The organism is Nocardiopsis endophytica, assembly GCF_027706725.1.
GTDB lineage: Bacteria > Actinomycetota > Actinomycetes > Streptosporangiales > Streptosporangiaceae > Nocardiopsis_A > Nocardiopsis_A endophytica.
This window is the reverse complement of record NZ_JAQFWQ010000013.1, coordinates 1-22405: the sequence shown is the minus strand read 5'-3', so window position 1 is coordinate 22405 and position 22405 is coordinate 1. Positions and strand designations below refer to the sequence as shown.

At 73.1% G+C, this 22405-nt stretch carries 16 protein-coding genes and 1 tRNA gene; 3 read left to right on the top strand and 14 right to left on the bottom strand.

From position 1 onward, the window contains the following. The first annotated feature begins 190 nt into the window (after positions 1–190). Positions 191–667 carry a hypothetical protein gene (locus tag O4J56_RS06680; RefSeq protein WP_270684389.1) on the top strand — a complete coding sequence of 159 codons (477 nt, stop codon included), beginning with the start codon at positions 191–193 and terminating at the stop codon, positions 665–667. A 245-nt stretch (positions 668–912) separates the two neighbouring features. Here the strand turns inward: O4J56_RS06680 and O4J56_RS06675 are convergent, their stop codons facing one another. The 4 genes from O4J56_RS06675 to O4J56_RS06660 form a co-directional block, all read right to left on the bottom strand. Continuing rightward, complete coding sequence (locus O4J56_RS06675; RefSeq protein ID WP_270684388.1) at positions 913–2508, bottom strand: serine/threonine-protein kinase; 1596 nt, start codon at positions 2506–2508, stop codon at positions 913–915. Positions 2509–2642: 134 nt separating this feature from the next. After that, a complete protein-coding gene (locus O4J56_RS06670; protein WP_270684386.1) occupies positions 2643–3740 on the bottom strand; it encodes a cytochrome P450 family protein in 1098 nt (365 codons plus the stop codon). After that, the gene (locus O4J56_RS06665; RefSeq protein WP_270684384.1) at positions 3737–5074 is read right to left on the bottom strand and encodes a cytochrome P450 family protein; all 1338 of its coding nucleotides are present in this window, start codon (positions 5072–5074) and stop codon (positions 3737–3739) included. The genes O4J56_RS06670 and O4J56_RS06665 overlap by 4 nt, the downstream gene beginning before the upstream one ends. A gap of 169 nt (positions 5075–5243) precedes the next feature. After that, positions 5244–7526: a heavy metal translocating P-type ATPase gene (locus tag O4J56_RS06660; protein WP_270684383.1), complete on the bottom strand. Its 2283-nt coding sequence runs from the start codon at positions 7524–7526 to the stop codon at positions 5244–5246. Positions 7527–7643: 117 nt separating this feature from the next. Here O4J56_RS06660 and O4J56_RS06655 point away from each other — a divergent pair, with 117 nt between their 5' ends. Beyond that, positions 7644–8138, top strand: a complete 495-nt coding sequence (locus O4J56_RS06655) for an SRPBCC family protein (protein ID WP_270684382.1) — start codon at positions 7644–7646, stop codon at positions 8136–8138. A 6-nt stretch (positions 8139–8144) separates the two neighbouring features. On the opposite strand, the gene O4J56_RS06650 is transcribed toward O4J56_RS06655, so the two are convergent. From O4J56_RS06650 to O4J56_RS06615, 8 genes are all read right to left on the bottom strand, one after another. Then, complete coding sequence (locus O4J56_RS06650; RefSeq protein ID WP_270684380.1) at positions 8145–8744, bottom strand: GNAT family N-acetyltransferase; 600 nt, start codon at positions 8742–8744, stop codon at positions 8145–8147. A gap of 214 nt (positions 8745–8958) precedes the next feature. Then, on the bottom strand, positions 8959–10410 hold the full coding sequence (locus tag O4J56_RS06645) for an alanine/glycine:cation symporter family protein (protein WP_270684379.1): 1452 nt from the start codon (positions 10408–10410) through the stop codon (positions 8959–8961). A 149-nt stretch (positions 10411–10559) separates the two neighbouring features. Further along, a complete protein-coding gene (locus O4J56_RS06640; protein WP_270684377.1) occupies positions 10560–10892 on the bottom strand; it encodes a GNAT family N-acetyltransferase in 333 nt (110 codons plus the stop codon). Next, positions 10880–11830 carry a DUF5996 family protein gene (locus tag O4J56_RS06635; RefSeq protein ID WP_270684501.1) on the bottom strand — a complete coding sequence of 317 codons (951 nt, stop codon included), beginning with the start codon at positions 11828–11830 and terminating at the stop codon, positions 10880–10882. Before O4J56_RS06635 ends, O4J56_RS06640 begins: the two co-directional genes overlap by 13 nt. Positions 11831–11847: 17 nt before the next feature. Continuing rightward, positions 11848–12570: a respiratory nitrate reductase subunit gamma gene (gene narI, locus O4J56_RS06630; protein WP_270684500.1), complete on the bottom strand. Its 723-nt coding sequence runs from the start codon at positions 12568–12570 to the stop codon at positions 11848–11850. Then, positions 12570–13211, bottom strand: a complete 642-nt coding sequence (narJ, locus tag O4J56_RS06625; RefSeq protein ID WP_270684375.1) for a nitrate reductase molybdenum cofactor assembly chaperone — start codon at positions 13209–13211, stop codon at positions 12570–12572. The genes narI and narJ overlap by 1 nt, the downstream gene beginning before the upstream one ends. Beyond that, positions 13208–14896 (bottom strand): nitrate reductase subunit beta, encoded by a 1689-nt coding sequence (narH, locus tag O4J56_RS06620; protein ID WP_270684374.1) that lies wholly within the window; start codon positions 14894–14896, stop codon positions 13208–13210. The genes narJ and narH overlap by 4 nt, the downstream gene beginning before the upstream one ends. Further along, positions 14896–18591 carry a nitrate reductase subunit alpha gene (locus tag O4J56_RS06615; RefSeq protein ID WP_270684499.1) on the bottom strand — a complete coding sequence of 1232 codons (3696 nt, stop codon included), beginning with the start codon at positions 18589–18591 and terminating at the stop codon, positions 14896–14898. Before O4J56_RS06615 ends, narH begins: the two co-directional genes overlap by 1 nt. Before the next feature lie 190 nt (positions 18592–18781). Between O4J56_RS06615 and O4J56_RS06610 the strand changes: the two genes are divergently transcribed. Further along, a complete protein-coding gene (locus O4J56_RS06610; RefSeq protein ID WP_270684372.1) occupies positions 18782–19987 on the top strand; it encodes an MFS transporter in 1206 nt (401 codons plus the stop codon). A gap of 52 nt (positions 19988–20039) precedes the next feature. On the opposite strand, the gene O4J56_RS06605 is transcribed toward O4J56_RS06610, so the two are convergent. Both O4J56_RS06605 and O4J56_RS06600 read right to left on the bottom strand, forming a co-directional pair. Then, positions 20040–20114 (bottom strand) — tRNA-Asp (locus O4J56_RS06605). Between the two features lie 77 nt (positions 20115–20191). Further along, complete coding sequence (locus O4J56_RS06600; protein ID WP_270684370.1) at positions 20192–21835, bottom strand: ABC-F family ATP-binding cassette domain-containing protein; 1644 nt, start codon at positions 21833–21835, stop codon at positions 20192–20194. Positions 21836–22405: the final 570 nt, after the last annotated feature.

Below are 22405 nucleotides of genomic sequence, written 5' to 3'. Positions count from 1 at the left end.
AACCCGGTCCGGACGGCCTCCTGGGGCCCGGTGCCGCGAAACGAGGGGGCGGCACCGCACCCCACGGCCCCGGTCCACAGAGGGCGGCCGCAGCACCCCCACCCCACCTCACCACCGGAGGGCGGCCACGACCACGCCGCCCGCGCTTCCCCACGTCCGCTCACACCGAACGCAAGGAACCACCGGTGCCATGAACACCGACCAGGCCCCCGCCCCCGCGGCCACCGGGCCCACCACCCAGCCCAACCCGCGCATCCGCTCCGTCCTGGACGCCCCCAAGGGGCGACGGTTCAACCGCGCCCGCCCCTACGCCGAACTCCCCCGGCCCGCTGGGCCCCGCCCAGCGGCCAACCTGCGCCTCCCGGCTCACGACCAGGGCCAGGACCGGGCACTCCCGCCCTGGCTGGCCCGCCTGCACACCGAACTCGCCCCTCAGGAGCAGAACGCGGCCCCGCCCGAGACCAGACACCGCAGGCCCCTCGCCCCGACGAACGCACCCGCTGGCCCGTCCCCCATGGCCAAGAAGCGGAAGAGACTCTTCCCGAGAGGGCGCCTCCGGCGCCCCCGCGCCCTGACCGAGTCCGCCCGCCGCTGGGAGGGCACCCGCCACGCGTGCACGGTCCTGGGCATGCTCCTGACCGCCTACGCCATCGGCCTCCTGGGCTGAGACGACAGGAACGGGCCCGCACACCCCGACACCGCGAAGCGGGGGGCGGGTGGGCCCGCCAACCAGCGAGGACCACAAGCAACGGACGGTGGGGATGCCTCCCCATGCCCGAAGCACTGGCTCCTGTCCGGTGTTCCCCACCCCTCTCTCGTTGATCTCGGGGAAATGGCCCCCAAATCGGCGGCTGTAGGGGCCATTTTCCCGAGATCAACGGGGATCCGGGGCCGGTGGGGCCGGCCCCGGTGCTAGGCGGCGGGTTCGAAGGACGCGGTGATCGCGTCCAGCAGCTCCCGGTTCTCCTCCCAGGTGTCCGGCGGGGAGACGAGGAACAGCGCGTACCCCTTCTCCTCGGTGTGGAAGGCCCGGTTCACCGCGTGCCGCCCGTCGAAGGTGAACTCCCAGTCGGCCGCGCTGATGTAGCGGTCGACGAAGGGCTCGTCCAGCGCCTCGATGCTCTGCTTCTCGTACCCGGAGAAGTTGCTGGAGATGGCCCCCTCCTGCTGCTCCCAGTCCGCCTTGGCGTCGTCGCCGGGGCTGTCGGTCTGGTCGATCTGGAGGTAGCCGCCGCCGGGGATGTCGAAGAAGACGCTGCTGCCCTGCCGCTCGCGGAACTCCCACCCCTCGGGCAGGTCCACGGAGAATCCGGTCTCGTCCTCGTAGGCGGCCATCTCGGCCTCGGGCGAGGGGGACGCGGAGGGCGACGGGGACGCGGAGGGCTCGGAACCGCCGTCGGACGCGTCGTCCGAGGGGGTCGCGGCCGCCTGCGGGGGCGTCCGCGAGGCCGGGTCGGCCCCGTCCAGGGCGCCGTTGCCCAGCCAGAAGGCCAGGCCGACGGCGGCGGCCACCAGCACGGACGCGGCACCGCCCAGGACGAGCAGCCTGCGGCCGCGCCCGTCCCCGCCGGAGGCCCCGTCCCCGGCGCCGGGCGGCAGGTACGGGGGCGGGGCGGCAGGGGTGGTGGCCGCGGGGGCGGCGGGGGCCGCGGACCGCGCCTTCCTCCCCTTCGTCTTCGCCTTGTCCGCCGCCTCGGTCAGCAGCCGGTGCACCTCGCCGATGTCCGGGCGCCGCTCCGGGTCCTTCTCCAGCAGGGCCGCCAGCACCGGGGCCAGCACGCCCGCGTTCCGCGGCGGCGGCACCTCCTCGGTGACGATGGCGGTCAGGGTCCCCACCGCCGCCTCCCGGGCGAACGGCACCCGCCCCTCCACCGCCTGGTAGAGGGTCACCCCCAGGGACCAGATGTCGGAGGCCGGGGTGGCCGGGCCGCCCTGGGCCTGCTCGGGCGAGAGGTAGCCGGGCGAGCCCACGAGCAGCCCGGTGCGGGTGAGCCCGGAGGTGCCCTCCAGCCGGGCGATGCCGAAGTCGGTGAGCACCGCCCGGTCCCCCGGCGCGATCAGCACGTTGCCGGGCTTGATGTCGCGGTGCACGATGCCCCGGTCGTGCGCGATTGACAGCGCGGTGGCCGTCTGCACCCCGATGGCGGCCGCCCGCCCGGGGTCCAGGACGCCGTCCTCCTTGATGACCGTGCCCAGCGAGCGCCCGCGCACCAGCTCCATCACGATCCACGGCCGCTCGTCGCTGTCCACCACGTCGAAGACGGTGATGATGGAGGGGTGGCCCAGCCGCGCGGCGCTGCGCGCCTCCCGCAGCATCCGGGTGCGCAGCACCTCGACCTCGGCGTCGGGCAGGTGCGGCGGGATGGTCAGCTCCTTGACCGCGACGGGGCGGTCCAGCAGCTCGTCGGTGCCGCGCCAGACGCGGCCCATGCCGCCCGCACCGATCAGCTCGGTGAGCCGGTAGCGCCCGGCCAGCAGGTGGCCGGGCGCGGTCTGCTCTGTACTCATGGGTGGGGCTTCCTCGGGTCCTCGGGCAGCCCGGCCGCCGCGGCCGCGCCGTCACCTAGGCGAGTCTAAATGCCCGCCGACGCACCGAATCTGAGGGCGTGTCCGGAATCGGACACGCCCTCACCGGTCCGGGTTCAGCCCTTGCGCTCCTCCCCCAGGCGCACCCGCAGGGAGACCACGCCGTTGGAGACGATGGAGGGCACCTGCTCGGGCTCGGTGTCCAGCAGTTCCATGTCCGGGAAGCGCTCGAAGACCGCGGGCAGCGCGGTGTTCAGCTCCATCCGGGCCAGGTTGGCGCCCAGGCAGTAGTGCGGCCCGTGCGAGAAGGACACGTGCGACTTGTCCTCGCGCGTGATGTCGAAGCGGTCGGCGGTGTCCCCGTGCACCCGGGGGTCGCGCCCGGCCGAGCCGTAGGAGACCAGCAGCGCGTCGCCCGCGGGGATGGTGGTGCCGTCGACCACCAGGTCCTTGGCGGCGAACCGCAGCGGCACGTTCTGGATCGAGGTGTTCCAGCGCAGCGTCTCCTCGACCGCGTCGCTCCAGGGGCGCTCGCCGCGCACCAGCAGGCCAAGCTGGTCGGGGTGGGTCAGCAGCGCCTGCACCGCGTTGGTCAGCAGGTTCATGGTGGTCTCGAACCCGGCGCCGATGATCAGGATCAGCGTCCAGACCAGCTCCGACTCGCTGAGCCGGTCGTTGTCCTCGTCCCGCGCGGTGATGAGCGCGCTGGTCATGTCGTCGGCGGGGGCCGCCCGCTTGCGCTCGATCAGCTCGGCGAGGAAGCGCTGGGTGCCCTCGTGGTTCTCCAGCGCCTGCTCGGGGGTGATGGTCTGGTCGAACATCATCCCGATGCGCCGGTGCAGCTCGTCCCGGGAGCCGTCGTCGTCCACCCCGAACAGGTCGCTGATCACCGTCATCGGCAGCGGATAGGCGTAGTCGGCCTTGACATCGGCGACCGGCCCGCCGGCGGCCATCCGGTCCAGCAGGCCGTGCACCAGCTCCTCGATGCGGGCGCGCATCCCCTCCACCCGCCGCGGGGTGAACGCCTTGGAGACCAGCTTGCGCAGCCGGGTGTGGTCGTCGTCGTCGCGGGCCAGCATGTTCTCGGCGGCGACCCACGAGATGAGCTGCCAGTCGGGGCGGATGCGCCCCTCCCGCCAGGCCCGCCAGTGCACCGGGTTCTTCTTGACGTCGGGGTGGGTGACCACCTCGCGCACGGTCTCATAGCGGGTCACCGACCACGCAGCAACCTCACCAGGAAGCTCGACAGGGACGACTGCGCCGGCTTCTCGGAGCTCTGCCGCCTGGGGGTGGAGGTCTCCGGTACCGAGTCGGACGGGGTCCACGGCGTTCCTTCCTCTTCCGGGGTCTGGGGGGTGAACGCGACCGGCAGCCGCGTGAGGGCGTGGGCGAACGGCGAGATGCGCCAGGAGAGCTCCTCGGGGGCGACCCCCAGCCGCAGCCCGGGCAGGCGCCGGATCAGCACCTCGATCCCGGCGACGGCGATGGCGGTCGCGATGTCCTTGGCCGGGCAGCGGTGCGCGCCCACGCCCCAGGCCAGGTGGGCCCGGTTGGGCGCGTCGTCCATCCGGTCGGCGTACTCCTCGGCGAGGAAGCGGTTGGCCGCGGCGAAGCCCAGCAGCACCGGCGTGCCCTCGGGCACCACGGACCCGCCGGGCACCTCCACGTCCCGCACCGGGTACATCACCGGGTAGTTGGTGACCGGCGGCGCGCTCCACATGACCCGCTCGATCGCCTCGTCGATGCCGGTGCGCGCCCCGGCCAGGTCGTCGCCGAGCGCGCGGTCGGTGAGCAGCACCCGGACCGAGTTGGACAGCAGGGCGGCGCTGGGCTCGTGCCCGGCCCCGACCATGAGCACCAGGTGCTGCAGGACCTCCTCGTCGGAGAGCCCGGCCCGGTGCCGCATGAGCGTGCTGGTGATGTCGTCGCCGGGGTGGGCGCGCTTGCGGTCGATGTGGGCCGAGAGCACCCGCTCCAGTTCGGCGTTGGCGCGCTCGGCGTCCACGCCGTCCCACATGTCGCGCAGGGCGGTGAAGAAGCGGCGGCCGGACTCGTGGTCCATGCCGAACATGCCGTTCATGACCAGCAGCGGCAGCGGGCGCGCGAACTCCTCCATGAGCTCGGCCTCGCCGCGCGCGCAGAAGCCGTCGACGAGCCGCTCGGCGACGGACCGCGCCTCGGCGCCGACCCGCCCGGGCTCGAAGGGGCTGAGGGAGTCGACCATGGCGCGGCGCACCCGGCGGTGCTCCTCGCCGTCGGAGAACAGGGCGTTGGGGCGGTGCCCCATCATCCCCAGCAGGGAGGAGTCGTCGGGGATGCGCCCCTCGCGCCAGTCCTTCCACCGCCGCGCGTCCCGGCTGAAGGTGCGCTCGTCCCGGCACCAGGCGGTGATCAGGGCGTAGTCGACCACCAGCCGCCCCTCCACGCCGGGCTCCAGCATCACGGGGACGACGGGCCCGTGCTCCTTTCGCATCCGCGCGTAGGCGGCGTGGTGGTCGGCGTGGAAGCCGGGGTCGTACAGCTCCAGAGGGGGGTGGCCGGTCGCCAATGCCGATTCCGTTCTCGTCGCTCGCCGGGACGTTCGGGAATGCCCCGGATCCGGGGGGTACGCCGGGTAACGGTAGCGGTCCGGGGCCCACGGCGACAGGGGCGCCCCCACGGTCCGTGACCGCGGGGGCGCGCTGTGCTGGGGATTCGGTTTTCCGGACCGACCGCAATCAGGAGGGGTCGGCCGCCCGGAAGCGGCGCAGCCGCAGGCTGTTGCCGACCACGAAGACGCTGGAGAAGGCCATCGCCGCACCGGCGATCATCGGGTTCAGCAGCCCGGCGGCGGCCAGCGGCAGGGCGGCGGTGTTGTAGGCGAAGGCCCAGAACAGGTTGCCCTTGATGGTGCGCAGCGTGCGGCGGGAGAGCCGGATGGCGTCGGCGGCGGCCCGCAGGTCGCCGCGGACCAGCGTCAGGTCCCCGGCCTCGATGGCCACGTCGGTTCCGGTCCCCATGGCCAGGCCCAGGTCGGCCTGGGCCAGGGCGGCCGCGTCGTTGACGCCGTCGCCGACCATGGCCACCGCGCGGCCCTCCGCCTGGAGCCCGCGCACCTTGGCGACCTTGTCCTGGGGCAGCACCTCGGCGATCACCCGGTCGATGCCGACCTCGGCGGCCACGGCCTCGGCCACCGCGGTGTTGTCGCCGGTGAGCAGCACCGGGCTCAGCCCCAGCTCCCGGAAGCGGCGCACCGCCTCGGCGCTGGTGGGCTTGACGGTGTCGGAGACGACCAGCACGCCGCGGGCGGCGCCGTCCCAGCCGACCGCGACGGCGGTGCGGCCCTTGGACTCGGCCTCCTCCTTGGCCCGGCGCAGCCCTTCGGGCAGCCGCTGGGACCACTCCTCCAGCAGCGCGGTGCGGCCGACCAGGACCAGGTGGCCCTCGACGACGCCCTGGACGCCCAGGCCCTCCTGGTTGGCGAAGTCCTCGGCGGCGGGCAGCTCCCCGGCCCGCTGGGCGGCGCCCTTGGCGATCGCCCGGGCGATGGGGTGCTCGGAGGCGTCCTCCAGCGCCCCGGCCAGGCGCAGCAGCTCTCGCTCGTCCTGCCCCTCGGCCGTGTGCACCTCGGACAGGACCATGGTGCCGGTGGTGACGGTGCCGGTCTTGTCCAGCACGACGGTGTCGATGCGGCGGGTGGACTCCAGCACCTCCGGGCCCTTGATCAGGATGCCCATCTGGGCGCCGCGGCCGGTGCCGACCATGAGCGCGGTCGGGGTGGCCAGGCCCAGGGCGCAGGGGCAGGCGATGATGAGCACCGCGACGGCGGCGGTGAAGGCCGCGGCGGCCCCGGCACCGGTGATCAGCCAGAACGCCAGGGTTCCGGCGGCCAGCAGGATGACGATGGGCACGAACACCCCGGAGACCCGGTCGGCCAGGCGCTGGATCTGCGCCTTGCCGTTCTGCGCCTCCTCGACCATGCGGGCCATCTGCGCGAGCTGGGTGTCGGAGCCGACCCGGGTGGCGCGCACGGTGATCCGGCCGCCGGAGTTGACGGTGGCCCCGGCCACCTGCGCCCCGGGGGCGACCTCGACCGGCACCGACTCGCCGGTGAGCATGCTCATGTCGACCGCGGAGGTGCCCTCCTCGACGACGCCGTCGGTGGCGATCTTCTCGCCGGGGCGGACGACGAACACGTCGCCCACGGCCAGCTCCTCGACGGGGACGCGCACCTCGGTGCCGCCGCGCAGCACCGCCACGTCCTTGGCGCCCATCTCCAGCAGCGCCTTGAGCGCGGCGCCCGCGCGGCGCTTGGAGCGGGCCTCGAAGTAGCGGCCCAGCAGGATGAAGGAGGTGACGCCCGCGGCGACCTCCAGGTAGATGTTGCTCGCGCCGTCGCCGCGGGCCACGGTCAGCTCGAAGGGGTGGACCATGCCGGGCATGCCGGCGGTGCCGAAGAACAGGGCGTACAGCGACCAGAGGAAGGCCGCGAGCGTCCCCATGGACACCAGGGTGTCCATGGTGGCGGTGCCCTGCTTGAGGTTCTTCCAGGCGGCCGTGTGGAACGGCAGCGCGCCCCAGACCAGGACGGGGGCCGCAAGCGTCAGCGAGAGCCACTGCCAGTAGGTGAACTGCAGGGCCGGGACCATCGCCATGGCGATGACCGGGACGGACAGCACGAGGCTGATGACGGTGCGGTCGCGCAGGGGCTTGACCGGGTCGCTCTCCGGCCGCTCCTCGTCGGCGTCCCCGGCGGCGCGGGAGGGCGGCGCGGGCAGGGCGGCGCCGTAGCCGGCCTTCTCGACCTGGGCGACCAGGTCCTCGGGGGCGACCCCGTCGGCGAAGTCGACCTGGGCCTTCTCCGTCGCGTAGTTGACGGTGGCGGTGACGCCGTCCATCTTGTTCAGCTTGCGTTCGATGCGGTTCGCGCAGGAGGCGCAGGTCATGCCGGTGATGGCCAGCTCCACCCGTCCGGTGGGCGCCTGGGGCGCCTGCGGACGCGCCTGATCGGTTCCGCTCATGCCGCGTTCCTCTCGTCTGCCGTGTACCACTCTACAGGTACCATACCCCCCTAGGGTATGCAAGAGGCGGCGAGGGGCCCACTCCCCCCGCGTCCGGGGTCCGGCTACATTCCCTGCATGTACTCCATTGAGGACCGCACCGTTGAGGTGGAGACGCGCATCGGGGCCGCGCCCGCGCGCGTGTGGACCCTGGCCTCGGACATCTCCGTACCGCCGCGCTTCAGCGGCGAGCTGCTGGAGACCGGGTGGCTCGACGGCGCCGACGGCCCCCGCGTCGGGGCGCGCTTCGCCGGCCGCAACCGGAACGGGTACATGGGCGAGTGGACCACCACGAGCGAAGTGGTGGAGGTCGACGAGCCGCGCACGTTCGCCTGGGACGTCCTGCTCCCCGACGGGCGCCGCGTCGCCGCCTGGCGCTTCGACCTGCGCGCGGAGGACGGCGGGACCGTGCTGCGCCTGTCGATGCGCGTCGGCCCCGACCGCAGCCCGGTCGACGACACCTACGAGAGCGACCCGGAGAAGGGGCCGCGGCTCGTGGGCAAGCGCCTGCGGATGCTGGAGGGGGGTATGCGGGCCACCGTCGAGGGGATCCGCGGCCTCGCCGAGGCCTGAGGGCCCTCAGGCCTCCTTGAGGTCCAGCCGGGCGACGGGGCGCCCGCTCACCGGGTGGGCCCCGCAGGTGAAGCCCGCCTTGCGGAACATGCGGACGGTCCCGGTGTAGACCTCCGCGCTGGGCGCGCGGCCCCCCGCCGTGTCCACGGGGTAGGCCTCCAGGACGCGTCCGCCCTCGGCGCGCGCGTACTCGATCGCGGCGTCGAGCAGGCGGGTGCCCAGCCCCTTGCGGCGGCCGCGCGGGGGGAGCCAGAAGCACACCACCGACCACACCCCGGTCTCGTCGGGGTCGACGGGGCGCAGCGCGCGCGAGCGGGTGAGGCGGACGAACTCCTCGCGGGGCGAGACGGCGACCCAACCGCACGGCTCCCCGCCCTCGTAGGCGATCAGGCCGGGGATCCTGCCTTCGAGGGTGATCCGGCGCAGGGCCTCCTTGTTGGTCCGGCCGCGTTCGGGGGGCGGGCAGGAGACGCTCTCGGAGTAGTCCTTGGCCCGGCGCCGGAAGTAGGCGCACCAGCAGTGCCCGTAGGCGCCTGTGGGGCCGAACATCCGCTCCAGGTCGTTCCAGCGGTCCGGGGTGGCGGGCTCGATCGAGACGATGGTCATCCAGTCCCCCTGGGAACAGGCACACAGATGTGATGTAGAACACTAGCGAGTCGGGACGGTTCCGGCATCATCCCGTCGTCCGCATTGCGGTGGTTCATCGCTCTATCCGCGCTTTGCCTGATTCACTTCGGGACGCGCGTCCCCGGAACGGAAGCGAGGCGCCCCGCACATGCGGGGCGCCCCGTGGCGGCTCGGACCGGCCGGCCCGACCGGATCAGTCGGCGGCGTGCGCCTTGTCGCCGACCTCGCCCTCCCAGCACTGGACCCCGGCGACCCCCGGGAGCCGGTCCCGGGTGAACACCGGGTCCGCACCCGTGCGGGCCTGGTCGCGGTAGTCGCGCAGCAGGTGCACGGCCACCCCGCCCAGCGGCGCGATGGCCACCAGGTTGACCATCGCCATCAGGCCCATCGTGGTGTCGGCCAGGCTCCACACCAGCGCCACCTGGCCGATGGAGCCCAGGAAGGTGGCGATCAGGAAGACGACCTGGAAGCCGCCCATCACGCCCTTGTTGCCGCTGAGGAAGCGGACGTTGGCCTCGCCGTAGTAGTAGTTGCCCAGCACGGAGCTGAAGCACAGCAGCAGCAGGACGAAGGTCAGCGCGTGCACCGACCAGTCGCCCAGGCCAGCCTGCAGGGCGTCCTGCGTCATGGACGGCCCGCGCTCCTCCCCGTAGACCGGGTTGGAGACCAGGATCAGGAAGGCGGTCATGCTGCAGATGACGAGGGTGTCGAAGTAGACGCCGAGGGTCTGCACCAGGCCCTGCTTGACCGGATGGCTCACCGAGGCGGTGGCCCCGGCGTTGGGCGCCGAGCCCAGCCCGGCCTCGTTGGAGAACATGCCCCGCCGCACACCCTGCACGATGACGGTGCCCAGGGCGGCCCCGGCCACCTCGCGCAGGCCGAAGGCGCTCTCGAAGATCAGCGCGAACACCGGGCCGATCTGGTCGGCGTTGAGCACCACGACGACCAGCGCCATCAGGATGTAGAGCAGCGCCATGAACGGCACGAGCGCCTGGGTGACGTGCGCGATGCGGCGCACGCCGCCGAAGACGACGAGCGCGGTGACCGCGACCAGCACCAGCCCGACGGCCGGGGCCAGCCAGCCGGGGACGGACGCTCCGGCCGCCTCGACCGAGTTCGCCACGGCACCGGAGATGGTGTTGGACTGCACCGCGTTGAAGACGAAGCCGAAGGTCACCGTGATGAGCACGGCGAAGACCACGCCCAGCCAGCGGGCGCCCAGCCCGTGCTGCATGTAGTAGGCGGGGCCGCCGCGGAACCCTGTCGCGTCGCGCACCTTGTACAGCTGCGCGAGGGTCGACTCCACGAAGCTCGCGGCGCCCACGAGCAGCGCCATGATCCACATCCAGAACACGGCGCCGGGCCCGCCGACGGCGATCGCCCCGGCGACGCCGACGATGTTGCCGGTGCCCACGCGCGCCGCGGCCGAGATCGAGAACGCCTGGAACGGCGAGATGGCCTTCTTGCCGTCGGGCGCGGTCTCGGGCGTGCCGCGCAGCTGGCGCACCATGTCGGGGACCATGCGGATCTGCACCCCGGCGAGCCGCACGGTGAAGTACAGGCTCAGGACGGCCAGCACCGGGATGAGCAGGAACTGCCAGAACGCGTCCGTTGAGGTGACCAGTAGGTCGTTGAAGGTCTCCAAGACCCTGGTGCTCCTTTGCTTCAGGGGGAGGAATGAGGGCAACTGCCCTCACTACCCCCGCATCCGCCCGGGACACCGGATTCCGCCACCCGTTGCCGGATGACAACCGTTCTGTGACCTGCGCCCTTCCGCTCCGCCGGCCCGCCCCCTCAGTCCGTGGCCGTGCTCGGCGGGCGCTGGTAGACCAGGTCCGTGTACTCGGGGTGGCGCTGGATCCACCCCTTGTAGAACGGGCACAGCGGCAGCACGACCATGCCGCGCGAGCGCACGTCGTCCAGGGACGCGCGGACGAGCGCGCTGCCGACCCCCTTGCCCTCGTAGGACGGGTCGACCTCGGTGTGGGTGAAGACCACCATCTCCCCCGCCAGCATGTACTCGGCGAACCCGGCGACCGTCCCGTCCGCCCCGCCGGCTCCGGCATCGCGCGCCTCGTACCGCCGCCGGGACGGCACGTCGGTCACCGTCAGGCTCACATCCGCCACCAGTCGCTCCTCGGCTTGTCGTGCGGGTCGGTCACCCCGTCGGGGCAGGCCAGCCGGTCGGTGTCCCACCCGAGCAGCGGGGCCCCGGCCTCGTAGGCGGCCTGGTAGAAGGCGAGCACCGCCGCCCGCGGGTCATCGGCCCCGCGCGCCCGGCCGTAGGGCAGCAGCGCCAGGTGGCCGTGCCCGCTCTCGGCCCACTGGGCCCCCTCCGGGAGCGGCGCCGTGTCCAGCCCCTCGGGCTCGGGGGCGGTGTAGGAGTAGAACGCGGGCTCGGGGACCCGTTCGTCGCCGAACCAGAAGCCGAAGCTGACCACCTCCTCGGAGTAGGCCTCGCGGATGAGCGGACCCGCCTCCTCGGGCTGGTGGACGGGGACGCCGCCGAAGCGCGTCACCGCGATGTCGAAGGTGTGCCAGAAGTGGTGCACCGGGCTGGTCTTCCCCGAGTACCCGGCGGCGAACTCCTCCAGGATGCCGCCCACCCGGCCCAGCACCCTCCAGTACCGGTTCGCCCAGAACGGGTCGTAGGCCGCGTGTTCGGTGTCCTCGGCGAAGGGGCGGCCGGAGTCGGGCAGGTCGTAGGGGTGGGGGTGGGGGATCTCCACGTACACGCCCAGCCCGTCCAGGACGCTGAGCAGCTCCCGGTAGAACGAGGCGACGCTGTGCCCGGCCAGCGGGAAGGCGGCGGAGCGCCCCTCCTCGGTGGAGGCGACCAGCCGGTGCCGCACGAAGTCGAAGTCGACCGTGAACAGCGGGTTGCCGTCCACCATCCCCATCGGGCGCGTGGTCAGGCCCGTCCCGGTGAGGTGGAACGGCACGTTCCACCAGTGGTTGCGCCGCGGACTGCAGGCGAGCCGCACCTTGCCCACGACCTGTTCGAACCGGTGCAGCGTCTCCTTGGTGCCGGACCACTCCTCCAGCGGCATCGACGGCAGTTCCATCGGCATGACGACCCCGTTCATCGGCTCCATCCCCTTTGCGCCGGCCGGGTCGCCGGCGGCGTTCGACCGCTCCGGGACCGGTAGACGACGTAGGGCCGGAACAAATAGAACCACGGCGCACTGAATGCGTGCACCAGCCGGGTGAAGGGGAAGACGGCGAACAGCGCCATGCCCACCAGGGCGTGGACCTTGAACGCCGCCCCCGCGGCCGCCATGGCCGCCACGTCCGGGGAGAGCACCCAGATGCTCCGCCACCACACCGAGACGGTCGTGCGGTAGTCCGGCTCGTGCGCCCCGGTGAACTCGGCGGCGGTGGAGACCAGGGTGGTGGCCAGCCCGGCGGCGATCGCGAGCACCAGCACCGCGTACATGAGCTTGTCGTTGCCGGTGGTGGCGCTGAACACCGGGCCGGTGGTGCGGCGCCGCCAGACCAGCAGCGCCACCCCGGCCAGCGTGCACACCCCCGCGACCGCGCCCAGGCCCAGGGCCAGGGCGTGGTAGGCGGCGTCGGAGACGCCCGCCGCGCGCGTCCAGTCCCGCGGCACGACCAGCCCCACCCCGTGGCCGATGATCACGACCAGCAGCCCGAAGTGGAACAGCGGGCTGCCGATCCGCAGCAGCCGCGACTCGTACAGCTCGGAGGAGCGGGTCGTCCAGCCGAACTGGTCGTAGCGGTACCGCCAGACGGCCCCGCCGATGAAGAGCACCAGCACCACATAGGGCAGGACGCCCCACAGCATCAGGTCGGCCACGGAAGCGCCTCCTTGCCGGGGGCCCTGCCGCCGTAGCCTTCGAGGCCCACGTCCTCGGCGGGCGGCCCCTGTGCGGCCAGGCGGCGCGCCGCGTCGCGCTGGGCGGCGGCCGGGGGCGGCAGGGTCGCCGCGACCGCGTCGAGCACCCCGGCGTAGGGGGTGCCGTGCCGGTGCAGCGCCGACCGGAGCAGCTCCAGGCCGGGCTGGAAGCGGCGGAGCAGCGCCTCCCCCTGCGCGGCGTCGCCGCGGGAGGCGAACTCCAGCAGCACGCACAGGTGGTCGGGCAGCTCGTGGGGGCCAAGGCGCCAGCCGTGCGCCGCGTACACCTCCTTCAGGCGGGCCAGGGCGTGGCCGCGCCTGCGGGTGTCGCCGTCGGTGTAGAAGGTCAGGTGCAGCGCCCGGCGGCGGCGCATGTCGAAGGTCTCCACGTAGTGGGCGCCCAACTCCAGCGCTTCCGCTCCGACGGCGTAGTCGCAGAACGCGGCGAGGCCGTCGCGGGCGGGGCCGCGGGGCAGCTCGTCCACGGCGGCGCGTACCGCCGGAAGGCGCTCCAGCATGGCCCGGTCGGGGTAGTCGAGCAGCAGCGCCGCGGCGCGGCGCACCACCGCGGTGTCCCGCGCGCGCTTCACGGCTCCTCCTTCGGCGGGAAGAGGCCTTCCGGCCGGCCGTTGCCGTCCCAGTTCAACAGGTTCACCCGCCCTTTCAGGTCGGCGCGGTCGGCGGGGGCGTCGCTGGTCTGGCGTGTGCGCAGGGCGTGGAAGGTCTCCACGCTCGCCGGGTCGGGCCGCCCCGAGGCCTCCCCGAACGGCGGCGCGGGGGTGCGGCCGTGCGCCGCTCCCATGCCGCCCATGCCCGGCCCGGACTCGAAGTCCAGGCTGCAGCCGATCTCCTCGATCACCCCGCGGTCGGCGTCGTCGACGCCGTAGGCGGTGGGGATGACGTAGCGGTCGTCGTACTTGGCGAGCGCGAGCAGCCGGTACAGCTCCTCCAGGCCCTCGCCGGTGGTCCCCGCGGCCTCGGCGATGGACGGGTCGCGCTCCTGGCCGAGGTTGACGCGGCGCATGTGGGAGCGCAGGGCGGCCAGGGTGCGCAGGGAGCGCTCCACCGGTGCGGGGTCCCCGGCGGTGAAGAGCTCGGCGAGGTATTCGACGGGAATGCGCAGGGTGTCGATGGCGCCGAAGAGGTTGTCGGCGTCCTCGCCGTCGTGGCCGGTCCCGCTGACGGCCTCGACCACCGGCGACAGCGGTGGGATGTACCAGACCATGGGCATGGTGCGGTACTCCGGGTGCAGCGGCAGGGCCACGCGGTGGCGCTTGATCAGCGTGTAGACGGGTGAGCGGCGGGCCGAGGCCAGCCAGGTGTCGGGGATGCCGTCGCGGCGGGCGGCCTCCTGCACGTCGGGGTCGTCCGGGTCGAGGAGGAGGTCGAGCTGGGCCGGATAGAGGTCCTTCTCGTCCTCCACGGCGGCGGCTTCGCCCACCCGCTCGGCGTCGTAGAGGACGACGCCGAGGTAGCGCAGGCGCCCGACGCAGGTCTCCGAGCAGATGGTGGGCATGCCCACCTCGATCCTCGGATAGCACAGGGTGCACTTCTCGGCCTTGCCGGTCTTGTGGTTGAAGTAGACCTTCTTGTACGGGCAGCCGGTGACGCACATCCGCCAGCCGCGGCACTTGTCCTGGTCGACCAGGACGATGCCGTCCTCGGCGCGCTTGTACATCGCCCCGCTGGGGCAGGAGGCCACGCACGACGGGTTGAGGCAGTGCTCGCAGATGCGCGGCAGGTAGAACATGAAGGTCTGCTCGAATTCGAGCCTGACGCGGTCCCCCACCTGCTGCACGATGGGGTCCTGCGCGGCCAGCTCGGGGCCGCCGGCGAGGTCGTCGTCCCAGTTGGCGCTCCAGGTGACCTGCATCGGCTCGCCGGTGAGCAGGGACCGCGGCCGCGCCACCGGGATGTCGTCGCCCAGCGGCGCGGTGATCAGGTGCCCGTAGTCGTAGGTCCAGGGCTCGTAGTAGTCGTGGATGGAGGGCATGAGCGGGTTGGCGAAGAGCGTGGCCAGCTTCTTCAGGCGGCCCCCGGCCCGCAGCGTGAGGCGGCCCCCGCGGGTGCGGGTCCACCCGCCCCTCCACCGCTCCTGGTCCTCCCACCGGCGCGGGTACCCCTGCCCCGGCCGGGTCTCCACGTTGTTGAACCAGGCGTACTCGACCCCGCTGCGGTTGGTCCAGGCCTGCTTGCAGGTGACCGAGCAGGTGTGGCAGCCGATGCACTTGTCCAGGTTCATCACCATGGCCACCTGGGCCATCACGCGCCCCATCAGTACCGCACCTCCCCGGTGCGCTTGCGCACGACGGTGACCTCGTCGCGCTGGTTCCCGGTCGGGCCGATGTAGTTGAAGGCGTAGCTGAACTGGGCGTAACCGCCGATCAGGTGGGTGGGCTTGACCAGCAGGCGGGTGAGCGAGTTGTGGATGCCGCCGCGCCGCCCGGTCGTCTCGGTCTTGGGCATGTCCACCACCCGCTCCTGGGCGTGGTAGATGTACACGGTCCCGGCGGGCATGCGGTGCGAGACCACCAGCCGGGCGGCGATCACCCCGTTGCGGTTGACCGCCTCGACCCAGTCGTTGTCGTGCGCCCCGATGGCCTCGGCGTCGGCGGGGCTCATCCACAGGGCCGGCCCGCCGCGGGAGAGCGTGAGCATCAGCAGGTTGTCCTGGTACTCGGAGTGGATGGACCACTTGGAGTGCGGGGTCAGGTAGCGCACCGCCACCGCCCTCTCCCCGTCCGGGCCGAGCCGCGGCTCCCCGAAGAGCCGGTGCATGTCCAGCGGCGGCCGGTAGACCGGCAGGGCCTCGCCGAACTCCAGCATCCAGTCGTGGTCGACGTAGAAGTGCTGGCGGCCGGTGAGGGTGTGCCAGGGCTTGTGGTTCTCCACGTTCACCGTGAACGGCGAGTAGCGGCGGTCCGGGGCCTCCTTGCCCGACCACTCGGGGCTGGCGCCCACCGGGGTGGGGCGGACCTGGGTATCGGAGAAGACGACCCGGCGCTCGGCCCCGTCGTGGATCAGGTCGGAGAAGTCGGTACCGGTGCGCTCGGCGAGCCGCTCGAACCCCTGGGCGGCCAGGCGCCCGTTGGAGGTGCCGGACAGCGCCAGGATCATCTCGCAGGCCTTGACGTCGCTGTCCAGCAGCGGACGGCCGTCGGCGACGCCGCCGCGCACCGCCCCGTTGCGCTCGCGCAGCCACTCCACCTCCCGGTCGGGGGTGAAGGACACGCCCTTGACGGGCAGCCCCAGCCGCTCGGCGAGTGGGCCCAGCGCCGCCATGCGCTCGGCCACGGCCGGGTAGTCGCGCTCGACCACCACCAGGTTGGGCATGGTGCGCCCGGGGACCGGGCGCTCGCCGGTGCGCCGGAAGTCCGGTGCGGTGCCGCCGGGCTGGGCCATCTCCCCGGGGGTGTCGTGGGCGTGCGGCACGGCCACGACGTCCTCGGCGGCGCCCAGGCGGTCCTCGGCCAGTTCACTGAACACCCGCGCCAGGCCGTGGAAGGCGTCGAAGTCGGTGCGCGCCTCCCACGGCGGGTCGATGGCGGGGGTGAAGGCGTGCACGAACGGGTGCATGTCCGTGGTGGACAGGTCGTGCTTCTCGTACCAGGTGGCGGCCGGGAGCACGATGTCGGACATCAGCGTGGTGCTGGTCATCCGGAAGTCCAGGCTGAGCAGGAGGTCGAGCTTGCCCACCGGGGCGTCCTCGCGCCACTCCACCTCCTTGGGGCGGTGGCCGTTGCGCGCCTCCTCCCCCTGCACCGAGGAGTCGGTGCCCAGCAGGTGGCGGGAGAAGTACTCGCTGCCCTTGGCCGAGGAGCCGAGCAGGTTGGACCGCCACACGGTGAGCACGCGCGGCCAGTTCTCCGGCGCGTCGGGATCCTCGGCGGCGAAGCGCAGGCGCCCGGCCTCCAGCTCGTCGACGACGTATTCGGCGGGGTCCTTCCCGGCCTCCCGGGCCTGCCGGGCCAGGCGCAGCGGGTTGCGGTCGAAGGTCGGGTAGGAGGGCATCCACCCCATCCGGGCCGACGCGGCGACCAGGTCGGCGGTGTGCCGCCCGGCCACCGCCCCCCGCCCCGTCGGCGAGGCCAGGGCGTCGGCGCCGTAGGTGTCGTAGCGCCACTGGTCGGTGTGGGTGTACCAGTAGGCGGTCCCGGCCATGAAGCGGGCGGGCCGGGTCCAGTCCATCGCCGAGGCGTAGGCGGCCCACCCGGCGCTGGTCCGGCACTTCTCCTGGCCCACGTAGTGCGCCCAGCCGCCGCCGTTCACCCCCTGGCAGCCGGTGAGCAGCAGCAGGCCCAGGAAGGCGCGGTACATGGTGTCGCCGTGGAACCACTGGTTGGTCCCGGCGCCCAGCACGATCATCGCCCGGCCCCCGCTGGCCTCGGCGGTGGCGGCGAACTCGCGGGCGATGCGCACCGCCCGGTCGGCGGGGACCCCGGTGGCGGTCTCCTGCCAGGCGGGGGTGGCCGGCTGGGTGGGGTCGTTGTAGCCGACCGGCCAGATGCCCGGCAGCCCCTCCCGCTCCACCCCGTACTGGGCCATCATCAGGTCGAACACCGTGGTGACCGTGTGCCCGCCGACGGTGCGCACCGGGACGCCGCGGCGCAGCTCGCGCCCGTGCCCGTCGGGGGTGTCGAACCGGGGCAGCACCACCTCGGCGGCGGGTCCGTCCGGCTCGTGGAAGGTGAGCAGCGGGGTGCGGCCCCCGCGCTCCAGGTTCCACCGCCCGGCCCCGGACCCGCCCCACCGGTGGCCGAGGGTGCCGTCGGGGACGTAGGCCCCACCGGTCCCCTCGTCCACCAGCAGCGGCTTGAAGGCGGCGTTCTCCTCGTCCGCGGTGGCCTCCAGGTCGGCGGCGGTGAGGAACTTGCCGGGGACGCGGGCGCCGTCCCGCTCCTCCAGCCGGACCAGGAACGGCAGGTCGGTGTAGGTGCGCACGTAGGAGTCGAAGGCGGGGGTGCGCCGCTCGGCGAAGTGCTCGCGCAGCACCACGTGGCCCATGGCCATGGCCAGCGCACCGTCGGTCCCGGGGTGGGGCGCCACCCACTCGTCGGCGAACTTGGCGGCGTCGTTGTAGTCGGGCGCGACCACCACGACCTTCTGGCCGCGGTAGCGGGCCTCGGCCATCCAGTGGGCGTCGGGGGTGCGGGTCACCGGCACGTTGGAGCCCCACAGCACCAGGTAGGCGGCGTCCCACCAGTCGCCCGACTCGGGCACGTCGGTCTGGTCGCCGAACACGTGCGGGGAGGCGACCGGCAGGTCGGCGTACCAGTCGTAGAAGGAGAGCATGGAGCCGCCGAGCAGGTTCACGAAGCGGGCCCCGACCCCGTGGGAGACCTGCGACATGGCGGGGATGGGCGAGAACCCGGCGATGCGGTCCGGCCCGTGGGCGGCGATGGTGTGCACGTGCGCGGCGGCGGCGATCTCCAGGGCCTCGTCCCAGGTGACGCGGACCAGGCCGCCCTTGCCGCGCGCGGACTGGTAGCGGCGCCGCTTCTCGGGGTCGCCGGTGATCTCGGCCCAGGCGGCGACGGGGTCGCCCAGGCGCTCGCGGGCCTCCCGGTACATGCCGACGAGCACGGCGCGGGCGTAGGGGTGGCGCACCCGGGTGGGCGAGTAGGTGTACCAGGAGAACGCGGCGCCGCGGGGGCAGCCGCGCGGCTCGTACTCGGGGCGGTCGGGACCCACCGACGGGTAGTCGGTGGCCTGGGTCTCCCAGGTGATGATCCCGTCCTTGACGTAGACGTTCCACGAGCACGACCCGGTGCAATTCACGCCGTGGGTCGAGCGGACCACTTTGTCGTGGCTCCACCGGTCCCGGTAGAAGACGTCCGCATCACGGCCGCCCGCTTTGAACTCGGCCCTCAGGTCCGCGGTGGTCGGCGTGCGCGTCAGATGGGCGCCCAGGCGCAGCAGAAAATCTCCGGCCGAACCGCTGCCACCAGCGGATTTACCATTATTGGACACGAATACCACCCGCCGTTTACTTCACTCCGGATTCCCGGGAGAACGCCCACGGAGAATGCAATCACCTCGAGTGAAGATCTCAAAGCATTTGCGCGACACACCAGGGGCGCAGGTCCCGTTCCTCACCGGAATCGCCGGGGAGGAGTCCTAGTCTGATTGCATTCTCATGCGCGTCGGGGGAGGCGTTCGGATGGGCGGGACCGTGAGGAGCACCGAGGGGCGGGCCGTGGCACGCGGAACGGCGGGCGGCAACCTGGCCCTGGCCACGGCGGCGTTCGCGCTCACCTTCTGGGCCTGGAACCTGGTGGGGCCGCTGTCCAAGACCTACTCCGAGCGGCTGTCGCTCTCCCCGGCGGAGACGTCGCTGCTGGTGGCGGTGCCGGTGCTGGTGGGGTCGCTGGGCCGGATCCCGGTCGGCGCGCTGACCGACCGCTTGGGCGGGCGGGTCATGTTCACCGCGATCTGCTTCATCAGCATCGTCCCGACGTTCCTGGTCGGCCTCTCCGGCGGCTCCTACCCGATGCTGCTGCTGTGGGGGTTCTTCCTGGGCATCGCCGGTACCTCGTTCGCGGTGGGCATCCCGTTCGTCAACGCCTGGCACACGCCCGCCCGGCGGGGGTTCGCCACCGGGGTGTTCGGGGCCGGGATGGGCGGCACCGCGCTGTCGGCGTTCCTCACCCCGCTGCTGGTGCAGGCCTGGGGGCTGTTCGCGACCCACCTGGCGATGTGCGCCGCCCTGGCGGTGATGGGCGCGGTCATGTGGCTGTTCAGCCGGAACGCGCCCGACTGGGCGCCGAGCTCCGAGCCGGCGCTGCCCCGCCTGCGCGACGCGATGAGGCTCAAGGCCACCTGGCAGATGTCGCTGCTCTACGCGCTGGCCTTCGGCGGGTTCGTGGCCTTCTCCACCTACCTGCCGACGCTGCTGACCACCGCCTACGCCTTCGCCCAGACCGACGCCGGGCTGCGCACCGCCGGGTTCGCGCTGGTGGCGGTCATCGCCCGGCCGGTCGGCGGCACGCTGTCCGACCGCGTCGGGCCGGTGCGGGTCTGCCTGGCCTCGTTCATCGGGACCTGCGTGTTCGCGGTGGTGCTGGCGTTCCACCCGCCGGCCGAGTTCCCGGCGGGGCTGTCCTTCGTGCTCATCGCCCTGGCGCTGGGGCTGGGCACGGGCGGGGTGTTCGCGCTGGTCGCCAAGGTGGTCGAGCCCTCCCGGGTGGGCACGGTGACCGGGCTGGTCGGCGCGGCCGGCGGCCTGGGCGGCTACTTCCCGCCGCTGGTGATGGGCGGCGTCTACCAGGCCACGGGGGCGTACACGATCGGGTTCGTGCTGCTGGCGGCCGTGGCGCTGGCGGTGGCGCTGTACACGTCCCGGGCGTTCCGCACCGCCGCCGAGTAGGGCCCCGCACACGACGAAGGCCCGGAACCGTTCCGGTTCCGGGCCCCACCTGCGGTCCTGACGGGATTTGAACCCGCGGCCTCCACCTTGACAGGGTGGCGAGCACTCCTAACTGCTCCACAGGACCTTCACCGCGTTCCGCCCGTCGGGGCGTCCCGCTACCCCACTACTCTAGCGGGGTTTTGCAGTGCTCTGTCCCACTGCTCAGGTCCGGGCCCGGCGGACGCGCCCCTCGTCCCACACGGGATCGTCGGAGGCGTAGACGCCGCCGTCCTCGCCGAACACCAGGAAGCGGTCGAAGGAGCGGGCGAACCAGCGGTCGTGCGTGACGGCCAGCACGGTCCCCTCGAACCCTTCGAGGGCCGCCTCCAGCGCCTCGGCGGACTCGACGTCCAGGTTGTCGGTGGGCTCGTCCAGCAGCAGCATGGTGGCGCCGGACAGCTCCAGCAGGAGCACCTGGAAGCGCGCCTGCTGGCCGCCGGACAGGGAGTCGAACCGGGTATCGCGCCGGTGCACCAGCTCGTAGCGCTGCAGGGCCGGTGCGGCCAGGTCCAGCGGCATGGCGTGGTCCTCTTCGAGGATCGCCGCGAGCGTGCGCCCGTTCCACTCCGGGTGGTGGTGGGTCTGGGCGAAGTGGCCGGGCACCACGCGCGCGCCCAGCTTGGCGGTGCCGGTGTGCGCCACCGAGTCCGGGTCGCCCAGCAGCCTCAGGAAGTGCGACTTGCCCGAGCCGTTGGAGCCGAGCACGCCGACCCGCTCGCCGTAGAACACCTCGGCCGAGAACGGCCGCATCAGGCCGGTCAGCTCAAGGTCCGTGCAGGTGAGCGCGCGCACTCCGGTGCGGCCGCCGCGCAGGCGCATGTCGATGCGCTGCGCCTTGGGCGGCTCGGGCGGCGGCCCCTCCTCCTCGAACCGGGCCAGCCGGGTCAGTGCGGCCCGGTAGCGGCTGGCCATGTCGTCGTTGTTGGCGGCCTTCTGGCGGAGCCGCTTGACCAGCTCGCGCAGCTGGGTGTGGCGTTCGTCCCAGCGGCGGCGCAGCTCGGCGAAGCGGGCGTGGCGGTCCTCGCGGGCGCGGTGGTAGCTCTCGAAGCCGCCGCCGTGCACCCACGCCGACGCCCCGGCGCCCTTGCCGCCCTCCAGCGTGACGACGTGCGTGGCAGTGGCGGCCAGCAGTTCGCGGTCGTGGCTGATGAACAGGACGGTCTTCGCGGTGCTCTGGAGCCGCTCCTCAAGCCATCGCTTGCCGTTGACGTCCAGGTAGTTGTCCGGCTCGTCCAGCAGCAGCACGTCGTCCGGGCCGCGCAGCAGCGCCTCCAGCACCAGGCGCTTCTGCTCGCCGCCGGAGAGGGTGCCCAGCTCGCGGAAGTGGGCGCGGGCATAGGGGACGCCGATCGCCTCCACGGTGCACACGTCCCACAGCACCTCGGCGTCGTAGCCCCCGGCGTCGGACCAGTCGGACAGGGCCTGGGCGTAGCGGAGCTGCACCGCCTCGGAGTCGTCCTCCATCATGGCGAGCTCGGCGGCGTCCAGCTCCTGCCCGGCGCGCCGCACCCGGGACGCGGACACCGACAGCAGCAGGTCGCGCACGGTCGCGTCGGCGGGCAGCGCACCGGCCGCCTGGGAGCCGATGAACTGGCGCATCACGCCGATGCGCCCGCTGCGGGTGACGGCGCCCTCGTGGGCGTCCTCGTCCCCGGCGATGATGCGCAGCAGAGTGGTCTTCCCGCTGCCGTTGGCGCCGACGAGCACCGCCTTCATGCCGTCGCCCACGCGGAAGGAGACCTCGTCCAGCAGCGTCCCCCCGTCGGGGAGCCGGTAGGACACGCCCGCGACATCGATATGGCCCATGGCGGCCAGCCTGCCACCGGGCCCGCGGAGCGTCGAAGGGTTTTCCGGACGCCGCGCCGCGGGGGGAGGGGCGGCTGGGCTGGTACCCCGCTTGAGGGCCCCGGCCGGGCGGCGGGCCGTCCGGGTGTGGCGTGGAGGGCAGCGACGAGAAGAGGCCAGCGGTCCTGGCGGCAGCGCTGTCGAGCGCGGCGCGTGCGGATGGTCACCGAGGTTGGCGGCGACGGAGACAGCCGGGCGGTCCCCAACCCTGCCTGCCGGGCGGCAGGCCCCTCAGGCTCTGGGCGGACGGCTGGGCAGGTACCCCGCTCAAGGGCCCCGGCCGTGCGGCGGGCCACCGGAGTGTGAGCGGGATGGCGGCGACGAGGAGAGGCCGGCGGCCCGCGGTGCAGCGTCGTCGGCTGCCAGGCGTGCGGGTGGTCGCCGTTGATGGCGGCGACGGTCAGAGCCGGGCGGTTCCCCGGCCCCGCCTGCCGGGCGCGAGGCCCCTACCCCCTCTTCGTTGATCTCGGGGAAATCGCCCCTACCGGGCCGGTTTTAGCGTCCATTCTCCCGAGATCAACGAGGGGGCAG